Genomic DNA, 21,916 nt, shown 5'->3' with positions numbered 1-21,916 from the left:
AGGCCCGACTCGCGTGCACTGAGACCGCGACTCGCGTGCACTGAGACCGCGACTCGCGGGAGTGGTGCGCCTGACATCCGCGAGTCGCGCTCTGGGTGTGCGCGAGTTGCGGTCTGGGTGCGGATCAGTCCGTCGGGTCCGGTTCCGCCAGGACACGGCGGGCCACGGCGAAGGCGGAGTTGGCGGCGGGGACGCCGCAGTAGATCGCGCTCTGGAGCAGCACCTCCACGATCTCCTCGCGGGTGAGGCCGTTGCGCAGGGCGGCGCGCAGGTGCATCTCCAGCTCCGTGTAGTGGCCGTGGGCCACGAGCGCGGTGAGGGTGATGGCGCTGCGCATCCGCCGGTCGAGGCCGGGCCGGGTCCAGATGCCGCCCCACGCGTACCGGGTGATCAGCTCCTGGAAGTCGGCCGTGACGGCGTCGGCGCGGGAGATCGAGGCGTCGACGTGCTCGGCCCCGAGCACCTCGCGGCGAACGGCGAGGCCGTCGGGGTCGAGGTCGAGTGCGGGCTGCTCCGTTGTCACGCACCGCACCGTAGCTGCCGCTGAGGTGAACGGCCGGTATCCAGCACCACCCTTCCCGACGGGCCGCTCCCGTTCGCCGGTACCTTCGGTCGGGTGAGTTGGGGACGGATCGCCGCTGCGGGCGCAGGTGTGCTCGTGGTCGCCGTGGTCGCCCTCCTGCTGTTCCGGACGGGCACCGACCTGCTGGACATCCGCACGGCCGTGCAGGCCGCGGGGCTCTGGGCGCCGCTGCTGTTCGTGCTGCTGCAGGGCATGGTCACGGTCACCCCCGTCCCGCGCACCGTGTTCACGGTCGCCGCGGGCGTGCTGTTCGGGGGGATCGCCGGCGTGGTTCTCGCCGTGGCGGGCACGTCGCTGGCCGCCAGCGTCGCGTTCTTCCTGGTCAAGCTGCTGGGGGGCCGGTTCGCCCGCAAGCACGCCGACCACCGCGTGATGACCTGGGTGCGCCAGCGGCTGGACCGGAGGGGCCTGCTCGCGATGGTCTCGCTGCGCTTGATCCCGGCCGTGCCGTTCTCGGCGATGAACTACGCCTCCGCGCTCTCGGGTGTGCGCTTCGCGCCCTACCTGCTGGGCACCGTGCTGGGGGTCCTGCCCGGGACGATCGGGATCGTGATCCTGGGCGATGCCGCGGTGGGTGGGAACCCGCACCCGGCGATGCTGCTGGTGTCGGTGACCTCAGGGCTGGTCGGGCTCACCGGGGCGCTGATCGCGGCGAGGCGGCCGGCACTGCCGGCCACCGCAGACGAGTGAGGGTCGTGCCGGCGGCGGGATTCGAACCCGCACTGTCGACCACCTAAAGATCGCGCCTCTGCCGTTGGGCTACGCCGGCTCGCCGAGAGCCTACGGGGTCACTTCACACACCCAGCACGGACTTCACACAGCGCCCGCCCTGTGCGAAGTGGGTGCTGGATGTGTGAAGTCGGGCTCACAGGTCCACAGTCAGCTCCGCCGGAGCGCGCATGCGCCAGGCGTCCAGGACCAGCTCCTCCAGCCGCTCCAGGCTGACCTTCTCCAGCCACACCATCACCAGCGGCAGGCCGTCGTAGGTGGGGTGGGTGAAGAACAGCTCGGGCTCGCCGAGCAGCAGCGCCTGCTTCTCGGCCTCGTCTCCGACGTACAGCACGGCGACGTCGGTGCGGATCACCCGCCGCCTGCCCGGCTCGCGCTCCGGGTAGGACCACACGAAGCCCTTGCCGCCCACGCGGAAGTCGAAGCCCTCGCTCGGGATCTCCTCCACGCCCGGCAGGGCGAGCGCGATCCGGCGCACGTCGTCGTCGGTGGCCACGAGTCCCCCTTTCACTCCCGCACGGCGCCCTCGAGCATGCCGCGGATGAAATGCCGCTGGAGGAAGAGGTACACCACCACGACCGGTGCCGCGACGATCACCGCTGCCGCCGCGAGAAGCGTGAGGCCGGACGTGTACTGCCCCTGGAAGAACGCGAGGCCGAGCGGGGCGGTGCGCAGGCTCTCGTCCGTGGCCATGACGAGGGGGATGAGGAACTCGTTCCAGGTCCACATGAACGTCAGCACCACCATCGTGACGATCGCGGGGCGCCCGGGCGGCACCAGGATCTGCCAGAGGATGCGCCACGAGCCTGCGCCGTCGAGCCGCCCGGCCTCGATCAGCGACGGCGGGCGGGACCGGAAGTAGGCCCGCATCCAGAACGTGCCGAAGGCGACCGACTGCGCCACCTGCGGTAGGGCGATGCCCCAGAACGTGTTGGTGAGCCCGAACGTGCGCAGGTCGAAGTACAGCGGGACGACGATGACCTCGGTGGGCACCATCAGTCCGAGCAGGAACAGCGGGAACAGCACGGCGGCGCCGGGCACGCGCATGGTGCCGAACGCGTAGCCCGCCATGATCGACAGCACCCCGGCCACGACCACGACGAAGCCGGACACGGCGACGCTGGTGAGCATCGAGCCGCCGAACCGGCCCTCCGCCCACGCGGCCGGGAAGTTCGCGAGGCCGCCCGGGCCGCCCGCGTCGTCGGGGCCGAGGGCGCCGGCGAGGATCGTGAGGATCGGCCACAGCGCGAACACGGCGAAGAGCAGCAGGATCGCGTAGTTGGCCGACCGCTCGGTGCGGGAGATCATCGGCGCTCGCCGATCCACGCGACCGCGAGGTTGATCACGAAGATGATCACGGTCAGCGTGACGCCCACCGCGGCCGCAGAGCCGACCTCGCCGAGCCGGAACGCCCGGTTGTAGACCTCGTACGAGGGCACCGACGTGCGGTTGCCCGGCCCGCCACCGGTGGTGATGTAGATGAGATCGAACGTCTTGAGCGCGGCGATCACGGTGAGCGTCAGCGCGACGGCCAGCTCGGCGCGCACCGACGGCAGCGTGATCGCGAAGAACTCCCGGACCGGGCCTGCGCCGTCGAGCCGGGCCGCCTCGTACAGCTGGTCGGGGATGCGGCTGATGCCGGCCATCAGCAGGAGCGTGACGAGCCCGGTCTGCACCCAGGTGCCGATGACGCCGACGGCCGGCAGCGCGAACGTCGGGTCGCCGAGCCAGGCGCGGGCGACCCCGCCCAGCCCGACGAGCGACAGCAGGTCGTTGACCGAGCCGTCGGGCGCGTAGAGCTGCCGCCACGCGACGCCGACCACCACCATGGCCACCACCTGCGGGAGGAACACGACCGTGCGGAAGAACGGCAGGCCGCGCAGGCGCGCCCGGGTGAGCAGGGCGGCCAGCACGAGCCCGATCGCGGTGGGCAGCAGCGCGAAGAACACGATCAGGACGAGCGTGTGCCCGAAGGCCGCCCGCAGGTCGGCGTCGGTCAGGACCTCGACGTAGTTCCCGAGGCCGACGAACGTGGCGAGCGTCAGCCCGTCCCACTCGAAGAGCGACAGGTGCACGGCCCGGCCGAGCGGGTAGAGCACGAACGTCGCGTACACGACGAGCGCGGGCGCCACGTAGGCCAGCGCGTGCCACGGCGAAGGGCCGAGGCGTCCCCGGCGGGCCGGGGCGGTGGTGGCCGGCTCGGCGACGAGCGTGTCAGCCATTCTTCTCGACGAAGGCTGCGTAGTCGGCCTCCACCTTGGACAGGGCCGCCTCGGGCGGCTGGGCGCCGGAGAGCAGGTCCTGCAGCGCGGCACCCATGGTGTCGCCCATGGTCGGGGTGGCGTAGTCGAGGTAGGGCAGCAGCCGGCCGCCGTCGGCGACGGCCGCGAACGCGGCGAAGACGTCCCGGGACAGGCCGGCGGGCGGGGTCTGCGCCGCGGTGTCGACGACGGGCAGGTTGCCGGTCTCGGTGAGCACCTGCATCGCGTCCGAGCTGGTGATGAAGTCGAGGTAGGCCGCTGCGGCGTCGGGTGCGTCGCTCGCGCTGGTTATGGCGAACGGCAGCCCGGTGCCGCCGGTGGCGGAGACGGGGAGCCCGGCGGGCGGCGGGGGCGGCATGAAACGCACGTTCTGGCCCATCGCGGCCTCGAGGTCGGCTGCGTACCAGGAGCCGCCGATGAGGAACGCCGCCTCGCCGCGGGCGAACGCCTGCCACGCCTGGTTGTCGTCGATGCCGTTGACGCCCTCGGTGAAGTACCCGGCGCGCGCCCACTCGGCGACCCGCTGCGCCGCCTGCGTGTTCTCCGGGGTGGTCCAGGACGCGCCCTTGCGGCCGAACGCGAGGTCGGTGATCTGGTCGGCGGGCACCAGCTGGTCCTGGACCGTGCCGAACACGTGCAGGGCGGGCCAGCCCTCGACGTTGCCCAGTGCGATGGGGGTGGTGCCAGCGGCCTTGACGGCGGCGAGCGCGGCCTCGAACTGCTCCCACGTGGTGGGGACGGCGACGCCGAGCCGCTGGAGCTCTGCCGGGTTGTAGTAGATGCCGACGACCTCGCCGACCTGCGGCAGCCCGTACATCTCGCCCTCGCCGAACACCTTGCCGTCGGGGCTGTAGCTCACGTACTGGCTCACCGAGTCCGGGTAGCGCTGGTCCCAGCCGTAGGCCCGCGCCCACGGCCCCAGCGGGAGCAGCTCGCCCGCCGCGACGAACGCGCCCATGTCGGCACGGCCGTTGTTGGCCTGCACGACGTCCGGTGCGTCGTTGCCGGACAGGGCGAGGCGCAGGGTGGTGGCGAGGTCGTCGAATGAGCGCGAGTCGCGCTTGATCGTGATGTTCGGGTACTGCTGCTGGAACGCGGCGTTGAGCCGCTCCATCTGCTCGTTCTGCCCGCCGCGGACCTCCTGGTCCCACACGGTGAGCGTGACCGGCCCGAGTGCGGCGATGTCGGTCTGCACCGCGCGGTCGGTGGGGGGCGGGGCGGCCGTGTTGTCCGACCCCGGTGTGCACCCCGCGGCGAGGAGCCCCAGCGCTCCGAGAAGCGCGGCGACGGCGACGCGACGGCTGGTCATGGGGGCTCCTCAGGGGCGGGTGACGTCGGAGTGGCGGGCAATGGTGGCAGCGGCCCGCCGCACCCCGCACACGTGGGTGCGGGGCACGAGGTCCTCGAGGAACCCGTAGCGGTCGGCGAGCTCGAGGGACCGGGGGTTCCCCTCGGCGGCGCAGTTGCGGGTGCGGCGCCACCAGTCACCGATGTCACCCCATCCCGGGGCGGCGAGGGAGCCGCCGAACTCGTGGACGGCCAGCGCCGCCGAGACCCCGGCGAACCGCAGCCGGTGTTCGAGGGGCCAACCGGCGATGGTGCCGAGCACGAGCGCGGCGCCGAAGACGTCGCCCGCCCCGGTGGGGTCCAGCGCGTCGACCGGCAGCGCGGGCACCTCGGCCGTCTCACCGGTGACGCCGTCGATCGCGATCGCGCCGTCGCCGCCCATCGTGACGACCGCGAACGGGACGTGCTCGGCGAGCGCGCGCACCGCGGCCTGCGGGGTGTCGGTGCGGGTGTAGTGCATCGCCTCGACGGCGTTGGGCATGAACGCGTCGCAACCGGCGAGCGTGCGCAGCAGCGTGCGGTCCCATGCGCCGGTTGGGTCCCAGCCGGCGTCGGCGAAGACGAGCGCGCCCTCCTGGCGGGACCGCGCCACCCAGGAGGGCAGGACGGGGACGCCTGCGCCCTCGCCGATGCTGGTGATCACCGCGCGGCACCGCGGCGGGACGCCGATGAGCTCGTCGGCGCTGATCGGCATCTCGTGGCCGTGGGTGACCATGCTGCGGTCGCGCTGCACGGCCATGGACACGGTGACGGGGGAGTGCCACTCGGTGAACCGCCGCGACCGGGAGAGGTCGACGCGTTCCTGGTCGGCGAGGGTCTGCCAGAGGAAGTCGGCGTAGACGTCGTCGCCGAAGCCGGCCGCGAGGCTCGTGCGCAGGCCCAGCCGCGCGGTGGCCACGGCGAGGTTGGCGATGCCGCCGGGGCAGGACGCCATGCCCTCGGCCCACACCTCGGTGCCCGCGGCGGGCGCGTTCGGCAGCCCGGTGAACACGATGTCGAGGAACACGGTGCCGGACATGAAGACGTCGATGGCGGGGGAGTCGGCGTCGCGCAGGTCGGCGAGCGGGTCCCACCACATGGGCTCGTGAGGGGTCTCCACGATCGCGCCGGTCACTGCCTGCACCACCTGTCATCGGCTCGCCTGCTCGGGATCCTGCCGGTGAGGTGCGCAGATGGCAACCATTTGTGCTCAGATTTGCGCAGAGATGCTCATTGCGGGCTGTTCGGTTGCGCACCGCTGCGTTACGGTGAGCGGGTGCTTCCGGCGAGCCGTCACGGCGAGATCCTGCGCCTGGTCCGGTCCTCCGGTGTGGTCTCGGTGGAGGCGCTGGCCGAGAACCTCGGCGTGAGCCCCTCGACGATCCGGCGCGACCTGCAGTCGCTCGACGCCGAAGGTGCGTTGCGGCGCGTCCGGGGCGGTGCCGGATGCGTCCCGGACGACGACCCGGTGCCGTTCGCGCAGGTGGCCACGGTGGCCGCCGACGACAAGGAACGCGTCGCACGGGCCGCGGCCGAGCTGGTCTGCGACGGCGACGTGGTGCTGATCGACATCGGCACCACGACCGCTCGGCTCGCGCGGGCGCTGCGGAGCAGGCGGATCACGGTGATCACGAGCAGCCTCGCGGTCGTTGACGAGCTGCGCGACGACCCGGCCGTCGAGCTGCTCGTGCTCGGCGGCATCCTGCGGCGCAACTACCACTCGCTCGTCGGCATGCTCACCGAGCAGGCGTTGCGCGAGGTGCGCGCTCACCGGCTGTTCCTCGGCACGAGCGGCATCGCCCGCAACGGCCAGGTGCGCGACTCGACGCTCGTGGAGGTCCCGGTGAAGCGGGCGATGATCGACGCGGCCGAGCAGACCGTGGTGGTGGCCGACCGCGGCAAGTTCCCCGGCACCGGGCTGCTCAGCGTGTGCGGGCCCGAGCGGGTCGACGTGATCGTCACCAACGAGGGCGCCGACGCAGGCACGCTCGCCGCGTGCTCCGCGGCAGGCACGGAGATCCTGCTGGCATGAAACTCACGATCCTCGGCGGAGGCGGGTTCCGCGTGCCGCTCGTCTACCGCGCGCTCGGGGACTCGTCCCCGATCAGCGAGGTGGTCCTGCACGACGTCGCCCCCGATCGGCTCGCCGCGATCCAGGCGGTGCTCGAGCAGTCCGGCGGCGGCCCGTCGGTGCGCGCCACCACCGACCTGGACGACGCCCTCGCCGGTGCGCGGTTCGTGTTCTCCGCGATCCGCGTGGACGGGCTCGCCGGGCGCACCGTGGACGAGCGGGTGGCCCTCGGCTGCGGCGTGCTCGGCCAGGAGACCACCGGTCCGGGCGGGATCGCGTACGGGCTGCGGACGGTGCCGGTCGCGCTGCACGTCGCCGAGCGGGTGGCCGCGGTGGCGCCGGACGCATGGGTCATCAACTTCACCAACCCGGCCGGGATGATCACCGAGGCCATGCAGCGGGTGCTGGGCGAGCGCGTGGTGGGCATCTGCGACTCGCCGATCGGGCTCGCGCAGCGGGCCGCGCGGGCGCTGACCGGGCTCGGGATCGAGGTGCCCGCCGAGCCGGTGGTGGAGTACGTGGGGCTCAACCACCTGGGCTGGCTGCGCGGCCTGCGGGTGAACGGGGTGGACCGGCTTCCTGACCTGCTGGCCGACGACGCCGCGCTCGCCTCCATCGAGGAGGTGCGGCTGGTCGGCGCCGACTGGGTGCGCGCGATCGGGGCCCTGCCCAACGAGTACCTCTACTACTTCTACCGGAACCGGGAGGCGGTCGCGGCGATCGGCGCGGCGGAGAGCACCCGCGGGGAGTACCTGCTCGCCCAGCAGGAGCGGTTCTACGCCGACACCGCGGCCGACCCGGCCCGCGCACTGGAGCGCTGGACGCGGGTGCGCGCGGAGCGCGACGCCAGCTACATGGCCGAGAGCCGGGAGGCGAGCGGCGCCGGGGAGCGCGCGGCCGAGGACGTCGCAGGCGGTGGCTACCAGCAGGTGGCGCTCGAGCTGATGGCGGCGCTGTCGGGCGGAGTGCCACGCACGATGATCCTCGACGTCCGCAACGGCGCCGCGGTTCCCGGGCTACCCGCCGACGCGGTGGTGGAGGTGCCCTGCCTGGTGGGCGCGCACGGCGTCACGCCACTGGCAACCGCCCCGCTGCCCGGCGCGATGCTGGGCCTGCTGCAGCAGGTCAAGGCGGTGGAGCAGGACACGATCGAGGCCGCCGCCACGGGGTCGGACGTACTGGCGCTGCGCGCGTTCGCCCAGCACCCGCTGGTCGACTCGGTCGGCGTGGCGCAGCGGCTCCTCGACGGCTACCGCAGGCAGCTCCCGGGTATCGCCGAGATCCTGGGATAACCCCAACCCCGGCCGCCTCCAGCGGGTCGTCCTCACCGGTGGGTGACGGACGAGGAGGCAACGGTGGGGGAGCGACGGCGGAAGGCCATCGAGGGCATCGTCGGAGGACTGCTCGGGTTCGGGGTCGCCGTCGGGTTGATGGGGCTGGGGCTGATGGCCCTGGACGCCATCGGCGCCGACCCGATCACGTTCGTCTTCGTCCTCGCCACCATCGGCGGGGGGTTCGCCTACGGGAGCGTGCAGGCCGGCGTCGCCGTCGTTCGGGTCGTCAGCCTGCACGCCCGGGCCCGGCGGTACCTGCGGGCCGGCCGATGGGAGGAGCTCGCCCCGGTCGCCCGCAAGCTGGTGGACTACGACGAGTGGCACCCCGGGTTCGACGACCCGAGGACCGTCACGCGCCGCCGCGCGCTGATGTCCGTGCTCGTGCGCCTGGAACGCTTCGACGAGGCCCATCTGGTGGCCGAGCGCAACGTCGGCAGCCTGTCCCGCACGCTCGGCACCGCTCATCCGGACACGGCGGAGGCACGAGACGTCGCGGAGATCCTCCGGCAGGCGTCGCGGGACCCCTCGGTCGCCGAGAACCTGCTGCAGGCGGTGCGGGCCCGGCCCCGATGATCAGACCTTGAGGTCCTTCCGCAGCTTCGCGACGTGACCGGTGGCGCGGACGTTGTAGAGCGCCTGCTCGATCTTCCCCTCCGGGTCGACCACGAACGTCGACCGGATCACGCCGGTGACGGTCTTGCCGTACATCTGCTTCTCGCCGAAGGCGCCCCATGCCGTGAGCACCTCCTTGTCGACGTCGGAGAGCAGCGGGAACGTCAGGCCCTCCGCGTCGCGGAACTTCGCGAGCTTCGCCTGCTTGTCCGGCGAGACCCCGATGACGTCGAGGCCGGCGTCGCCGAGCTCGGCGAGGTTGTCGCGGAAGTCGCAGGCCTGCTTGGTGCAGCCGGGTGTGCTCGCGGCCGGGTAGAAGTAGACGATCACCCGGCGGCCGCGGTAGTCCGACAGGGACACGGGCTTGCCGTCCGCATCGGGGAGAGTGAAGTCGGGAGCCGTGTCGCCGGGGGCCAGACGGGTCGTCATGCCGCGATACTGGCACTCCAGCCGCTGATCTACGGTGGCACCCTCCGCAAGTGAAGTCGAACGCACCACCAGGAGGCGTCTTGCCCCGCGACCCGGACACCATCCAGCGCGAGATCGAACAGGCGAGGGAAGCGCTCGCGGACAGCCTCGACGAGCTCTCGGAGCGCGCCCACCCGAAGCACCTGGTGGCGGCCGGTAGGGAGAACGTGCAGGACCGCCTCGCCGACCCGCGGATCCGCTACGGCCTGATGGCCATCGGCGCGCTCCTGGTCTTCGCCCTGCTCCGCAAACTCTTCCGCTGACGCGATCCGCTTCCGACGAGCGGCGCCTTCGTCGGTACCTATCCGACGAACGCGCCGTTCGTCGGAACGGGGCGGAGCTCAGGAGAGAGCAGCTGCCGTGGCGCGTGCCTCGGATACGGGGGCGCCCGCGGCCACCAGCGGGCGGTACCGGGCCACCAGGCGGGCGGCGCCGAAGCCCGCCACGGCCACCACCCGGTCGCCCGCGACGTAGGCCGCCACCGTGCCGCGCACCGGACCGCCGTCGAGGCCGGTGCCGTGCAGCGGCACGACCTCCTCGCCCAGCTCCGGCCGCCCCAGGATCTGGATCTTGAGCCCGAACTGGTCGGACCAGCAGTAGGGCACCGCGGGCGGCGGGGGTGGAGCGGCCAGGACGTCCCGGGCCACGACGGCGGCCTGGTCGCCTGCGCTCGTCCAGTGCTCGTGGCGGTGCCGCCCGCCGTGCGCCGGGTCGTGCCAGGCCGCGACGTCGCCGAGGGCCCACACGCCGTCCATGCCGTGCACGCGTCCCGTCGGACCGCACGCGATCCCGGCGGACGTGTCGAGGCCGGTGCCGGCCAGCCAGTCCAGGCGCGGCACGGCGCCGATCCCGACGAGCGCGACGTCCGCGGCGAGCTGCCTGCCGTCGGCGAGCTCGACCGCGACCCCGTGCGGCGCGTCCCCGAACCGGGTGATCTTGGCGCCGGTGTGCAGCTCGACACCGCCCTCGGTGAGCAGCCGGCCGGCGAGCGGCCCCAGCTGCGGCCCGAGCGCGTGGACCGCGGGCACGTCGAGCGCCTCCACGACGGTGACGGCGACCCCGCGGGTGCGGGCGGAGCTCGCCACCTCGGCCCCGATGAACCCGGCTCCGACGACGAGCAGCGAGTCGGCGGTCTCCAGCGCGGCCCGCAGGGCAAGCGCGTCGTCGAGGGTGCGCAGGGTGTGCACATGCGCGGGCTGGTCCGGGAGCTCCCTTGCGACGAGCCCGGTGGCGATCACCACCGCGTCGGCGTGCAGTGCGGCCCCGTCGGCCAGCTCCAGCTCGTGGGTCCGGTCGCCGGGGCGCAGGGCCACCGCGGGGTTGCCGAGATGGGCGCGGACGCCGAGCTCGTCGAACGCGTCCTGACCGGCCAGCCCGGTGCGCTCCGCGTCCCACTCGCCCGTGAGCAGCTGTTTCGACAGCGGCGGCCGGTCGTAGGGCAGGCGCGGCTCGGCACCGACGATGCTGACCCGGCCCTGCAGCCCGGCCGAGCGCAGCTGCTGTGCCGTGCGCAGCCCACCCAGCCCGGCGCCGACGATCACCACGTGCTCCGGCTGACCGGTCATGATGTCCCCCTCCAGCGCCCCGGATTGTGTCGCAGGGGTCAGCCGACGCGGGTCTCGGGGTCCAGCCGGCTGCGCAGCCGGTCGAGGGTCTGGGCCAGCAACCGGGACACGTGCATCTGGGAGATGCCGACCCGGTCGGCGATCTGGGTCTGGGTCATGTTGCCGAAGAACCGCAGCAGCACGATCGTGCGCTCGCGCTCGGCGAGCTCGGCGAGGACCGGGCGCAACGCCTGCCGGAAGTCGACGCGGTCGAGCTCGGCGTCGGCCGCGCCCACCAGCTCACCGACGGTGGCGCTGCCCTGCTCCGAGGAGAGCATCTCGTCGAGGGACGAGCTGCGGTACGCCTCGGACGCCTCCAGGCCCTCCAGCACCTCGGACACGGGCACCCCGAGCCGCTCGGCGATCTCGGTGGGTTTGGGTGCGCGGCCCAGGCTCTGCGACAGCTCGGACACCGCGCCGTTGATCGAGACGTGGAGGTCCTTGAGCCGCCGCGGGACCCGCATCGACCAGCCGAGGTCGCGGAAGTGGCGCCGGACCTCGCCGCTGATGGTGGGCACGGCGAACGAGAAGAAGTCGGTGCCGCGGTCGGGGGAGTAGCGGTCGATCGCGTTGATCAACCCGACCGTGGCGACCTGCACGAGGTCGTCGAGTGGCTCGCCGCGGTTGGAGAAGCGGCGAGCGATGTGCTGGGCCACCGGGAGGAACCCCCGCACGAGGTCGTCACGCAGCTTCTCCCGGTCCGGATGATCGGCCGGCAGTGAGGCGTAGCGTTCGAGGAGGGGCGACAGGTGACCGTACTCGGGGTCTGCTCGGGTCACCGCATCACGTCGCCGGAGCGCTTGTCCAACCGGATTCCCACGGTGGGCCCGGGGCCGTCGCGGCCGGGATCGTGGTGCACGGTGACCTCGTCGGCGAGGGTCTGCAACACGCGCCAGCCGAAGGTGTCCGTGGAGACCACCGCCTCGGCGTGCTTCGTCTGCACCTGCGCGTGCACCTCGATGCGTTCCGGACGCACCAGGAACGTGCAGCGCAGCCAGGAGGTGGGGGCGGCGACGTCGACAAGCGTGGCGCAGGCCTCGTCCACGGCCATCCGCAGGTCGGAGATGGCGTCGAGGTCGAAGTCGGCCCGCGCGGCCAGGTCGGAGGCGACCGCGCGGATCGTCGGGATCAGCGCGGCGCTCGCCGACGTCCGGACCTCCACGGTCGATGCCCCGTCGAGCGCGTCGGCGGGCGAGGGGGAGTCCAGGTCGGTCACGCTGCCGGGTCTCCTTCCGGTCAGTCGGGTGCGGTCACCGCACCGGCGGGCATATCTTGCTACCTGATGTTCGCGGCCTCAATCGCGCCCCCCGTATGCGGACTCCGGATCGGGGTGCAGGTCGAAGAGCGCGGCCGTTCCGGTGATCTCGAGCGGGCGCCGCACCGCGCGACTCGAGATGACCAGCTGTAGCCGGATGCCGCGGTCCTCGGCCCGGTGCGCCGCTTTGATCAGGACGGCGAGGCCACTGGAGGCGAGGAACCGGACCTCCGTGAGGTCCATCACGAGAATATCGCCCGATGCGCTGAGCAGATCGTCGGTGGCTGCCGTGAACGCGGGCGCGGTGAGCGTGTCGATCTCACCCCGCACCGCGAGTACGGCGGTGTCCGGGAACGGCCGGGTCAGCGATGCGTCGAGGAATCCCGGGCATGGCAGGCCCGCTTCGCCCATCTCTCACCTCCGCCCTCGGACGGCCGACCCTACCGCGCACATCCGCTGCCAAGAGGCGCATCACCCGCTTAGAGTGCGGTGCGTGGCCGAGACGTCTGATGAGGTGAAGCTGGCGGCGCTCCGGGAGCGGGTGCGCGCCGAGCCGCGGCTGCTGGTCGCCTACTCCGGCGGGGTCGACTCGGCGCTCGTCGCGGCCGTCGCGGCGCAGGAGCTCGGGGAGCGGGCCGTGGCCGTCACGGCCGTGTCGGCGAGCCTGCCGCGCAGCGAGCGGGCGGCCGCCAGGGCGTTCGCCACGGCCCACGGGATCGCGCACGTGGAGGTCGCCACCGACGAGCTCGACCGGCCCGAGTACGTCGCCAACAGCGGGGACCGCTGCTACCACTGCAAGTCCGCGCTCTTCGACGCGCTCGCCCCACTGGCCGCGCTCTCCGGCGCACGGATCGCGCTCGGCACCAACACCGACGACCTCGGCGACCACCGGCCCGGCCAGGCGGCGGCGGTCGCGCGCGGGGCGATCGCGCCGCTGCTCGACGCCGGGTTCGGCAAGTCCGACGTGCGGCGGGTCAGCGCGGCGCTCGGCCTCGTAACGGCCGAGAAGCCGGCGGCCGCGTGCCTCGCCTCTCGCGTCGCGTACGGCGACCCGGTCACGCCCGAGGTGCTGCATCGCATCGAGCTGGCCGAGGAGGCGGTGCGCGGGCTGGGCTTCCCGGTCTGCCGGGTGCGGGCACACGGCGGCGGGGCGGTGGCCCGCGTCGAGGTGCCGGCCGACGACGTGCCCCGGGCCGCGGAGCTCCGGTCCGAGCTGGACGCGGCCGTCCGCGGCGCCGGTTTCGAGTTCTGCGCGCTCGACCTGCAGGGCTTCGCGAGCGGGCGGATGAACGTGCTGCTCGGCATGCCGACCTCCCGATGATGGCTGAGCATGAACCGCCGCTCGCGGGCCGGCGCCGCCCGGCGGGGGAGGCGCGCAGGGAGCGAGGAACGAGCGACCGAGCACCGGAGGAGCGGGGCGGCGCCTCGAGGGCCCGCGAGCACGCCGGAGCGGAGCGGAGGCAATTGAGCGGTGGCTTCGACGACCTCGGGTTCGCCCGGCCCGACACGGACCGGGAGGCGCGGCTCGGCCTCCCGGAGGTCGTGTACGGCCCCGGGAAGACGGTCGAGCAGGTCGTCGGCGTGGTGCGGTCGCTGCTGGCCGGCAACGAGGGCCCGGTGCTGGTCAGCCGGATCGCCGCCGACGACGCAGCCGAGGTGGGCGCCGCCGTCGAGGGCGGGAGCTACGACCCCGTTGCCCGGCTGCTGGTCTGGCGCCCCGCGGCACCACGGCCGTTCCGGGTGGTGGTGGCGTCGGCCGGCACGTCTGACTGGCCGGTGGCGGCCGAGGCGGCGGCGGTCGCCACCGCGATCGGGCTGCAGGTGGACGAGGTGCGCGACGTGGGGGTGGCCGGCGTGCACCGGCTGCTCGCCGAGACCGAGCGGCTCGCCGCGGCCGATGCGGTGATCTGCGTGGCCGGCATGGAGGGCGCGCTGCCCAGCGTCGTGGGTGGGCTGGTGGGTTGCCCGGTGATCGCGGTGCCGACCTCCGTCGGGTACGGGGCGGTGTTCGAGGGCGTCACGCCGCTGCTGGCGATGCTCAGCTCGTGTGCCGCAGGGGTGGTGGTGGTGAACATCGACTCCGGGTTCGGCGCGGCGATCGCGGCACACCGGATGGCGCTGCGCATGACGGCCCAGCGGGTCGCCCGGTGATCCTCTGGCTCAACCCGTTCAGCGGGATCTCCGGCGACATGCTGCTGGGAGCGCTGCTGGACCTCGGTGCCCCGCTCGACGGGGTGCGGGCCGCGGTGGCCCGCACGGGACTGGACGGCTGGGAGCTGCGCGCCGAGCGCGTCACGCGCGGCGGGATCGGCGCCACGCGGGCCGTCGTCGAGGTCACCGACACCGCCACCGAACGGCATGCGGCCGAGCTGCTCGACCGCGTCGCCGACGTGCCGGTCGCGGCGCGTGCCGTGCGGGAGATCGCCGAGGTGGAGGCCGGGATCCACGGCATCGACCCGGCCCGGGTGCACCTGCACGAGATCGGCGGGCTGGACACCGTCGTCGACACGGTCGGTGTGGCCGCCGCCCTCGAGCTCCTCGGCGTCGCCGAGGTGCACTGCGGGGCGCTCACGCTGGGCTCGGGCACCGTCCGGACCCGCCACGGCGTGCTGCCGGTGCCCGCGCCGGCCACCGCGGCGCTCCTGGCGCGGGCCGGTGCGCCGGTCGTCGGCGCGGGGGAGGGCGAGACGGTGACACCAACCGGGGCGGCCCTGCTGCTCGCCGCCGGGGCGCGGTTCGGCCCGCTGCCGGCGATGGCGCTGCAGGGCGTCGGCTACGGCGCGGGCGGGCGCGACCCGGCCGGCCGGGCCAACGTGCTCCAGGCACTGCTCGGCGCAACCGCCGGCCAGGACGAGCGGATGCTGCTGCTGGAGACGAACGTCGACGACGTCACGGGCGAGGTGCTCGGCCACCTCGTCGGCAGGCTGCTCGACGCCGGCGCCGCGGACGCGTGGCTCTCGCCGATCGTCATGAAGAAGGGCAGGCCGGCCCACACCGTCCACGTGCTGGTGACGCCCGAGCGCGCGGCGGCCTGCGAGCGGGTCGTGCTCGCCGAGACCGGAAGCCTCGGCCTGCGTCGCACGCACGTCGACCGCGCCGCCCTGCCCCGGCACACGACCACGGTGGACGTCGAGGGTCACCCGATCCGGCTCAAGCACGGCCCGTGGGGTGCGAAGCCCGAGCACGACGACGTCGTCGCAGCAGCGGCGGCTCTCGATCTCCCGCTGCGGGACGTCGCGGGCCGCGCGCTAGACATCGGACGTTTGGCTGCTCACATATCAGACGAGTTCCGTTGACCGGCCCCGGGCACCCACATAGCCTCGGGTAACAGGCCGCGCACAAGGGGGTACGTCGTCGTGAGCACACACCTCGGGCCGTTCGAGGCCGTCCGGAGCCTGACCTACGACGTGCCGTTCCCGCGCCTACTGCCGGTGCGGCAGCGCTTCGATCCGGAGCAGGTGGCGGACGTCGCAGCTGCCACCGCGCACGCCCTCGAGCCGCTGCGGGCCCGGATCCGCCCCGGCATGACGGTGGCGATCACCGCGGGCAGCCGCGGCATCCACGACAAGCCCGCGGTGGTGCGGGCCGCCGGCGAATGGCTGCGCGCGGCGGGCGCCGAGCCGTTCGTGGTGCCCGCGATGGGCTCGCACGGCGGCGCCACCGCCGAGGGTCAGGTGGAGCTGCTCGGCGACCTCGGGATCACCGAGCAGACCGTGGGCATGCCGATCCGCGCGACGATGGAGACCGTCGAGCTGGACCGCCTGCCCGACGGCCCGGCCGTGCACCTCGACGCCAACGCCGCGAAGGCCGACGGCATCCTCGCGATCAACCGGGTCAAGGCCCACACCGACTTCCAGGGCGACGTCGAGAGCGGCATCGCCAAGATCGTGGCGATCGGGCTGGGCAAGCAGCGCGGCGCCGAAGGCATCCACCGGTTCGGCCCGGCCAACCTCGCGGACTGGATCCCGAAGGTGGCGCGCCGGATCGTCGACACCGGCAAGATCCTTGGGGGACTGGCGATCGTCGAGAACGCCTACGACCGCGCTGCCCGCATCGAGCTGCTCGACGCGGCCGAGATCGCCGGGCCCGCCGAGGCCGCGCTGCTCGTCGACGCCAAGCGCCGCATGGCCCGGATCCCGTTCGACGACATCGACGTGGCCGTGATCGACGAGATGGGCAAGAACTTCTCCGGCGCCGGGATGGACACCAACGTCATCGGCCGGATGATGATCCGCGGCAGCGCCGAGTTCGAGGGCCCGCGCATCCGCAACATCGCGGTGCTGGACGTCAGCGACGCATCCCACGGCAACGCCGTCGGGCTCGGGCTGGCCGACTTCGTGCCGTTCCGGCTGCTGGAGCGGATCGACCTGCGCAGCGTCTACATCAACGCGATGACCTCGGGCCTCGGCGGCCCGCAGCGCGCGCAGATCCCGATGGCGTTCGCCACCGACCGCGACACGATCGCCGCCGCCATCGCCACCTGCGGGGTGGCCGACGCAGGTGCCGTCACCCTCGTCCGCATGCGCAACACGCTCGACCTCGAGCACCTGCTGGTGTCCGAGTCGCTGCGCCACACCGTCGACGAGCACCCGGACGTCGAGATCACCGGCGATGCCGTCCCGATGGAGTTCGGCGCGGACGGAGAGCTGTTGAAGTGGGACTGACGCCCTCATCCACCACATGGGAGTACTGATGACCGCACCGTCCACAGACGATCTCGGCGTGCGCCTGCACGCCGCCGACAACGTGGTGGTGGCCGCAAGCGAGATACCCGAGGGCACGGTGGTGGGCGGTGTGCCCGCACGACGTGCCATCCCGCGCGGACACAAGGTCGCCGTCGCAGCCATCGCGGAGGGTGAGCCGGTCCGCAAGTACAACCAGATCATCGGGTTCGCCACCCGGCCGATCGAGCCAGGCGACCACGTGCACACCCACAACGTCGAGTTCCGGGCGTTCGAGCGCGACTACGCCGTGGGCGCCGACGTCACCGAGACGCGGTTCGTGCCCGAGTCCGAGCGCGCCACGTTCCAGGGCATCGTGCGGCCGGACGGCAAGGTCGCCACGCGCAACTACCTGGGCATCCTGACGTCGGTCAACTGCTCCGCCACGGCGGCGAAGATGATCGCCGACCAGTTCCGCAGGCCCGGCCTGCTCGACGAGTTCCCGAACGTCGACGGCGTCGTCGCGCTCACCCACGGCACCGGCTGCGGGATGGCCGACGACGGCGAGGGCATCGCGGTGCTGCGCCGCACCCTCGCCGGCTACGCCGAGCACCCCAACTTCGCCGGGTTCCTCATGCTGGGGCTGGGCTGCGAGGTCAACCAGATCCGCGGCGTGTCCGAGGGCTGGCGGCTCGACCCGTCCCGGCCGGTCGCCACCATGACCATCCAGGAGCAGGGCGGCACCGTCGCAACCGTCCGCGCGGGCGTCGAGGCCCTCAAGGCGATGCTGCCGCAGGCCAACGAGGTCACCCGCCAGACCGTCCCGGTGAGCGAGCTCGTGCTCGGCCTCAACTGCGGCGGCTCCGACGCCTACTCCGGCATCACCGCCAACCCCGCGCTGGGTGCGGCCGTCGACATCCTCGTGCGCCACGGCGGCACCGCCGTGCTCGGCGAGACCCCGGAGATCTACGGCGCCGAGCACCTGCTCACCCGCCGCGCGGTCAGCCCGGAGATCGCCGAGAAGCTCGTCGAGCGGATCAAGTGGTGGGAGGAGTACACCGCGAAGAACAACGGGTCGATGGACAACAACCCGTCGCCCGGCAACAAGGCGGGCGGGCTCACCACGATCCTGGAGAAGTCGCTCGGCGCCGTCGCCAAGGGCGGCACGACGAACCTCACGGGCGTCTACAAGTACGCGGAGCGGGTCACCGCCAAGGGCTTCACGTTCATGGACACGCCCGGCTACGACCCGGTGTCCGTCACCGGGATCGTGGCCGGTGGCGCCACCGTCATGTGCTTCACCACCGGGCGCGGCTCCGTGCTGGGCACCAAGCCGACGCCGAGCATCAAGCTCGCCACGAACACCGAGATGTACGAGCGGATGTCCGGCGACATGGACGTCAACTGCGGCGTGATCCTCTCCGAAGGCGAGTCGGTCGAGGCGGTGGGGGAGCGGCTGTTCCAGTTCATCCTCGACACCGCGTCCGGGCGCAAGACGTTCAGCGAGGAGCTGGGATTCGGCCAGGAGGAGTTCGTGCCGTGGCAGCTCGGGGCGGTGATGTGACGGTGCTGGACTTCACCGGGCAGGTCGTCCTGGTCACGGGAGCGGGCAGCGGGATCGGCGCGGCCGTCGCGGAAGGCTTCGGCCGCCACGGTGCGCACGTCGTCGTGCACTACGGGCACAACCGCGAGGGCGCGGAGAAGACCGCGGGCGCCATCCACGAGGCGGGCGGCGCCGCGTCGGTCGTCTCCGCCGACCTGTCGTCCGCGGCGGGTGCCACGCGGCTCGTCGACGAGGTCGCGGCCGCCCACGGGCGGATCGACGTGCTCGTCAACAACGCGGGGGACCTGCTCGGCCGCACCCCGATCGCGGAGATGACCGACGAGCACTTCGCCCGCGTCATGGACCTCAACATCACGTCGGTGTTCGCCGCCTCCCGCCAGGTCATCCCGGTCATGCGGAGTAATGGCGGCGGGTCGATCGTGAACATCACCTCGATCGCGGCCCGCACCGGCGGGGCGGGCGGGTCGGTTGCGTACGCGACGAGCAAGGGCGCGGTCAGCACGTTCACCCGCGGGCTGGCCAAGGAGCTCGCCCGCGACGGGATCCGGGTCAACGGGGTCGCGCCGGGCATCATCGTCACCCCGTTCCACGACCGGCACACCTCGCAGCAGCAGATGGACGGGATGGTGGCCACCATCCCCATGGGCCGCGCCGGCACTCCCGAGGAGTGCGTCGGCACGGTCCTCTACCTCGCATCGCCCGCCATGAGCGGGTACGTCACCGGACAGGTCATCGAGATCAACGGCGGTCAGCTCACCCCATGACACAGAACTCCGACACCACCGACGGGGGTCGCCGCCTGCGCAGCCAGGCGTGGTTCGACAACCCCGAGAACCCCGGAATGACCGCGCTCTACATCGAGCGGTACATGAACTGGGGCCTGACCCGCGACGAGCTGCAGTCCGGCAAGCCGATCATCGGGATCGCGCAGACCGGCTCGGACCTCTCGCCGTGCAACCGCCACCACCTGGTGCTCGCCGACCGCGTGCGCGAGGGCATCCGGGAGATGGGCGCGATCGCGTTCGAGTTCCCGGTGCACCCGATCCAGGAGACGGGCAAGCGCCCCACCGCGGCCATCGACCGCAACCTCGCCTACCTCGGCCTGGTCGAGGTGCTGCACGGCTACCCGCTCGACGGCGTGGTGCTCACCACCGGCTGCGACAAGACCACCCCGGCCTGCCTGATGGCCGCGGCCACCGTCGACATCCCGGCGATCGTGCTGTCCGGCGGCCCGATGCTCAACGGCTGGTACAACGGCGAGCGCACGGGCTCCGGCACGATCGTTTGGAAGGCCCGCGAGATGCTGGCCGCCGAGGAGATCGACCAGGCCGAGTTCGTGGAGATGGTGGCCTCGTCGGCGCCCTCGCCCGGCCACTGCAACACGATGGGCACCGCGTCCACGATGAACGCGCTCGCCGAGACGCTCGGGATGAGCCTGCCCGGCTCGTCGGCGATCCCCGCCCCGCACCGCGACCGCGCCCGCAACGCCTACCTCACCGGGCGGCGGATCGTGGAGATGGTGCACGAGGACCTCAAGCCGTCCGACGTGATGACGCGGGAGGCGTTCGAGAACGCGATCATCGTCAACTCGGCGATCGGCGGCTCCACCAACGCGCCGATCCACATCACGGCCGTCGCCCGGCACATGGGCGTCGACCTGCCGATGGACGAATGGCAGCGGCTGGGGCTCACCGTCCCGCTGATCGTCGACCTGCAGCCGGCCGGCAAGTACCTCGGTGAGGAGTTCTACCGGGCGGGCGGCGTGCCCGCGGTCGTCCACGAGCTGATGCAGCACGGCCTCATCCGGGAGGGCGCGCCCACCGTCAACGGGCGGACGATCGGCGAGAACTGCCGCGACTCGGTGGCCACCGACCGCGACGTGATCCGCACGTTCGACAACGCGCTCCAGGGCGACGCCGGGTTCCTCGTGCTGAAGGGCAACCTCTTCGACTGCGCGATCATGAAGACGAGCGTGATCTCGCAGGAGTTCCGGGAGCGCTACCTGTCCGACCCGGAGCACCCGAACGTCCTGGAGGGCCGCGCGGTCGTCTTCGACGGCCCCGAGGACTACCACCACCGCATCGAGGACCCCGACCTCAAGATCGACGAGGACTGCCTGCTGTTCATGCGCGGCGCGGGCCCGCTCGGCTACCCGGGCGCGGCCGAGGTCGTGAACATGCAGCCACCCGCCGAGCTGATCAAGCGTGGGGTGCACGCGCTGCCGTGCATCGGCGACGGCCGCCAGTCGGGCACGTCCGGCTCGCCGTCGATCCTCAACGCCTCCCCCGAGGCGGCAGCGGGCGGCGGCCTGGCGATCCTGCAGACCGGCGACCGGGTGCGCATCGACCTGAACGCCGGCACCGCCGACATGCTCGTGCCCGACGAGGAGCTGGCCGAACGCCGCAAGCGGCTGGAGGACGGCGGCGGATACCCGATCCCCGCGTCGCAGACGCCGTGGCAGGAGATCCAGCGCGGCATGGTCGACCAGCTGTCGGGCGGCATGGTGCTCAAGCCGGCGGTGGCCTACCAGCGGGTGGCGTCGAAGGGGCTGCCGCGCGACAACCACTGACCGTCTCGCGAGTGGATACGTGCGCCACAGCGCGCGTATCCACTCACGACCTGCTCAGTCGAACACCTCGTCCAGCGTCGGGGCGTCGAGCATCCGGTCCGACCAGACTTCGAGCCGGTCCGACGATGCGGCATCGATCCGCTTTCGCACACCGGCGGGCAGTGGTCCGAACTTGCGGCTGAGCAGCCGCACGAGCGGCTCGGCGCCGCCGGCCAGGCGAGCCCGTGGAGTGGTGTCTCAGCCGGGTTCAGCCGTCGAGCGGGGCGAACAGGTCCACGATGTTGCCGTCCGGGTCGAGGACGGTGGCGTAGCGCTGCCCCCATGGCGCGTCGTAGGGCGGCAGCGGGCCGGGGTGCCCGGCCGTCGTGAGGCGTTCGAACATCGCGTCCACCTCGGTGGGTGAGCCGAGCCCGAAGGCGAGCGCGACCCGACCGGCGGTGTCGGGAGGGCTCCACTCCGGGTGCATGCCGGTGATCGTCTCCTCGGCGTCGAAGGACAGCCGGTTGCCGCCGGGGAGCTCCACGTCGACGTGCGGGTCGGGGGCACCCGGCTCCGGAACCGCCAGGCCCAGCAGGCGGTAGAACTCGATCGAGCGCCGGACGTCCTTGGCGAAGATCTGGACGACTGCCGATGTCAACGCTGCCATGGCCGGACCCTAGGCCAGGTGGGCGGGCGCCGTCATGAATGAACCGGACAGTGCGCCGGCCGTGGGCCGTTCTGCTCGCTGATCGGGCTCTGCGCGGACGGCACCCGCCGCACAGCGTGAATGACCCCCCGCTATCGGTCGCAATTTCTCCCAGCTATCGTCCCGTATTGCTGAAATGCGCATCAGGGGGGCTTTCATAGCGTTCTCACAGCTCCTTCAAAGCGCATTCCCAT

General features: G+C 72.6%; 25 protein-coding genes and 1 tRNA gene. 12 read left to right on the top strand and 14 right to left on the bottom strand.

Going from position 1 to position 21,916, the window contains the following annotated elements:
- Positions 1-124: 124 nt before the first annotated feature.
- The gene (pcaC, locus tag FB388_RS27550; RefSeq protein WP_142105034.1) at positions 125-523 is read right to left on the bottom strand and encodes a 4-carboxymuconolactone decarboxylase; all 399 of its coding nucleotides are present in this window, start codon (positions 521-523) and stop codon (positions 125-127) included.
- Between the two features lie 93 nt (positions 524-616).
- Here pcaC and FB388_RS27545 point away from each other — a divergent pair, with 93 nt between their 5' ends.
- Positions 617-1,273 carry a TVP38/TMEM64 family protein gene (locus FB388_RS27545; RefSeq protein WP_142105033.1) on the top strand — a complete coding sequence of 219 codons (657 nt, stop codon included), beginning with the start codon at positions 617-619 and terminating at the stop codon, positions 1,271-1,273.
- 6 nt (positions 1,274-1,279) lie between these two features.
- On the opposite strand, the gene FB388_RS27540 is transcribed toward FB388_RS27545, so the two are convergent.
- The 6 genes from FB388_RS27540 to FB388_RS27515 all read right to left on the bottom strand — a co-directional run bounded on the left by FB388_RS27540 (position 1,280) and on the right by FB388_RS27515 (position 6,034).
- Positions 1,280-1,352: transfer RNA gene (locus FB388_RS27540), tRNA-Leu, on the bottom strand.
- A gap of 96 nt (positions 1,353-1,448) precedes the next feature.
- Entirely contained in the window at positions 1,449-1,808 is a 360-nt protein-coding gene (locus tag FB388_RS27535) for an MmcQ/YjbR family DNA-binding protein (protein WP_142105032.1), read from the bottom strand.
- Positions 1,809-1,819: 11 nt separating this feature from the next.
- Positions 1,820-2,620 (bottom strand): carbohydrate ABC transporter permease, encoded by an 801-nt coding sequence (locus FB388_RS27530; RefSeq protein WP_142105031.1) that lies wholly within the window; start codon positions 2,618-2,620, stop codon positions 1,820-1,822.
- Complete coding sequence (locus FB388_RS27525) at positions 2,617-3,534, bottom strand: carbohydrate ABC transporter permease (protein ID WP_142105030.1); 918 nt, start codon at positions 3,532-3,534, stop codon at positions 2,617-2,619. Before FB388_RS27525 ends, FB388_RS27530 begins: the two co-directional genes overlap by 4 nt.
- On the bottom strand, positions 3,527-4,882 hold the full coding sequence (locus FB388_RS27520) for an extracellular solute-binding protein (RefSeq protein WP_142105029.1): 1,356 nt from the start codon (positions 4,880-4,882) through the stop codon (positions 3,527-3,529). The genes FB388_RS27525 and FB388_RS27520 overlap by 8 nt, the downstream gene beginning before the upstream one ends.
- Positions 4,883-4,891: 9 nt before the next feature.
- Entirely contained in the window at positions 4,892-6,034 is a 1,143-nt protein-coding gene (locus tag FB388_RS27515; protein WP_425468574.1) for a carbohydrate kinase family protein, read from the bottom strand.
- Positions 6,035-6,175: 141 nt separating this feature from the next.
- Here FB388_RS27515 and FB388_RS27510 point away from each other — a divergent pair, with 141 nt between their 5' ends.
- The 3 genes from FB388_RS27510 (at position 6,176) to FB388_RS27500 (ending at position 8,877) form a co-directional block, all read left to right on the top strand.
- Positions 6,176-6,931 carry a DeoR/GlpR family DNA-binding transcription regulator gene (locus FB388_RS27510; protein ID WP_142105028.1) on the top strand — a complete coding sequence of 252 codons (756 nt, stop codon included), beginning with the start codon at positions 6,176-6,178 and terminating at the stop codon, positions 6,929-6,931.
- Complete coding sequence (locus FB388_RS27505) at positions 6,928-8,262, top strand: 6-phospho-beta-glucosidase (RefSeq protein WP_142105027.1); 1,335 nt, start codon at positions 6,928-6,930, stop codon at positions 8,260-8,262. Before FB388_RS27510 ends, FB388_RS27505 begins: the two co-directional genes overlap by 4 nt.
- 63 nt (positions 8,263-8,325) lie before the next feature.
- Positions 8,326-8,877 (top strand): hypothetical protein, encoded by a 552-nt coding sequence (locus tag FB388_RS27500; RefSeq protein ID WP_142105026.1) that lies wholly within the window; start codon positions 8,326-8,328, stop codon positions 8,875-8,877.
- Here the strand turns inward: FB388_RS27500 and bcp are convergent, their stop codons facing one another.
- Positions 8,878-9,345, bottom strand: coding sequence for a thioredoxin-dependent thiol peroxidase (gene bcp, locus FB388_RS27495; RefSeq protein ID WP_142105025.1), 468 nt, complete (start codon positions 9,343-9,345; stop codon positions 8,878-8,880).
- An 80-nt stretch (positions 9,346-9,425) separates the two neighbouring features.
- On the opposite strand from bcp, the gene FB388_RS27490 reads away from it, so the two are divergent.
- Positions 9,426-9,647, top strand: coding sequence for a DUF3618 domain-containing protein (locus FB388_RS27490; RefSeq protein ID WP_142105024.1), 222 nt, complete (start codon positions 9,426-9,428; stop codon positions 9,645-9,647).
- A gap of 78 nt (positions 9,648-9,725) precedes the next feature.
- On the opposite strand, the gene FB388_RS27485 is transcribed toward FB388_RS27490, so the two are convergent.
- The 4 genes from FB388_RS27485 to FB388_RS27470 all read right to left on the bottom strand — a co-directional run bounded on the left by FB388_RS27485 (position 9,726) and on the right by FB388_RS27470 (position 12,654).
- Positions 9,726-10,949 carry an NAD(P)/FAD-dependent oxidoreductase gene (locus FB388_RS27485; protein ID WP_142105023.1) on the bottom strand — a complete coding sequence of 408 codons (1,224 nt, stop codon included), beginning with the start codon at positions 10,947-10,949 and terminating at the stop codon, positions 9,726-9,728.
- 38 nt (positions 10,950-10,987) lie between these two features.
- A complete protein-coding gene (locus tag FB388_RS27480) occupies positions 10,988-11,767 on the bottom strand; it encodes a SigB/SigF/SigG family RNA polymerase sigma factor (protein WP_142105022.1) in 780 nt (259 codons plus the stop codon).
- Positions 11,764-12,204, bottom strand: coding sequence for an ATP-binding protein (locus tag FB388_RS27475; protein ID WP_142105021.1), 441 nt, complete (start codon positions 12,202-12,204; stop codon positions 11,764-11,766). Before FB388_RS27475 ends, FB388_RS27480 begins: the two co-directional genes overlap by 4 nt.
- 78 nt (positions 12,205-12,282) lie before the next feature.
- Positions 12,283-12,654, bottom strand: a complete 372-nt coding sequence (locus tag FB388_RS27470; protein WP_142105020.1) for an STAS domain-containing protein — start codon at positions 12,652-12,654, stop codon at positions 12,283-12,285.
- 82 nt (positions 12,655-12,736) lie between these two features.
- Here FB388_RS27470 and larE point away from each other — a divergent pair, with 82 nt between their 5' ends.
- The 7 genes from larE to FB388_RS27435 all read left to right on the top strand — a co-directional run bounded on the left by larE (position 12,737) and on the right by FB388_RS27435 (position 21,037).
- Complete coding sequence (gene larE, locus FB388_RS27465; RefSeq protein ID WP_246122457.1) at positions 12,737-13,564, top strand: ATP-dependent sacrificial sulfur transferase LarE; 828 nt, start codon at positions 12,737-12,739, stop codon at positions 13,562-13,564.
- 143 nt (positions 13,565-13,707) lie between these two features.
- A complete protein-coding gene (larB, locus tag FB388_RS27460; protein WP_246122455.1) occupies positions 13,708-14,394 on the top strand; it encodes a nickel pincer cofactor biosynthesis protein LarB in 687 nt (228 codons plus the stop codon).
- On the top strand, positions 14,391-15,539 hold the full coding sequence (larC, locus tag FB388_RS27455) for a nickel pincer cofactor biosynthesis protein LarC (RefSeq protein ID WP_142105018.1): 1,149 nt from the start codon (positions 14,391-14,393) through the stop codon (positions 15,537-15,539). The genes larB and larC overlap by 4 nt, the downstream gene beginning before the upstream one ends.
- Positions 15,540-15,599: 60 nt before the next feature.
- Positions 15,600-16,907: a nickel pincer cofactor-dependent isomerase, group 22 gene (locus FB388_RS27450; protein WP_142105017.1), complete on the top strand. Its 1,308-nt coding sequence runs from the start codon at positions 15,600-15,602 to the stop codon at positions 16,905-16,907.
- A 28-nt stretch (positions 16,908-16,935) separates the two neighbouring features.
- Complete coding sequence (locus FB388_RS27445) at positions 16,936-18,468, top strand: UxaA family hydrolase (protein WP_142105016.1); 1,533 nt, start codon at positions 16,936-16,938, stop codon at positions 18,466-18,468.
- A complete protein-coding gene (locus tag FB388_RS27440) occupies positions 18,444-19,232 on the top strand; it encodes an SDR family NAD(P)-dependent oxidoreductase (RefSeq protein ID WP_211362239.1) in 789 nt (262 codons plus the stop codon). Before FB388_RS27445 ends, FB388_RS27440 begins: the two co-directional genes overlap by 25 nt.
- Positions 19,229-21,037, top strand: coding sequence for an IlvD/Edd family dehydratase (locus tag FB388_RS27435; RefSeq protein ID WP_142105015.1), 1,809 nt, complete (start codon positions 19,229-19,231; stop codon positions 21,035-21,037). Before FB388_RS27440 ends, FB388_RS27435 begins: the two co-directional genes overlap by 4 nt.
- 54 nt (positions 21,038-21,091) lie before the next feature.
- On the opposite strand, the gene FB388_RS27430 is transcribed toward FB388_RS27435, so the two are convergent.
- The gene (locus tag FB388_RS27430) at positions 21,092-21,253 is read right to left on the bottom strand and encodes a DUF4351 domain-containing protein (RefSeq protein WP_142105014.1); all 162 of its coding nucleotides are present in this window, start codon (positions 21,251-21,253) and stop codon (positions 21,092-21,094) included.
- A 31-nt stretch (positions 21,254-21,284) separates the two neighbouring features.
- On the bottom strand, positions 21,285-21,683 hold the full coding sequence (locus FB388_RS27425) for a VOC family protein (protein ID WP_142105013.1): 399 nt from the start codon (positions 21,681-21,683) through the stop codon (positions 21,285-21,287).
- Positions 21,684-21,916: the final 233 nt, after the last annotated feature.

Origin of the sequence: Pseudonocardia cypriaca, assembly GCF_006717045.1 — a bacterium.
Taxonomy (GTDB): domain Bacteria; phylum Actinomycetota; class Actinomycetes; order Mycobacteriales; family Pseudonocardiaceae; genus Pseudonocardia; species Pseudonocardia cypriaca.
This window is presented reverse-complemented; position numbering and strand designations above follow the sequence as displayed.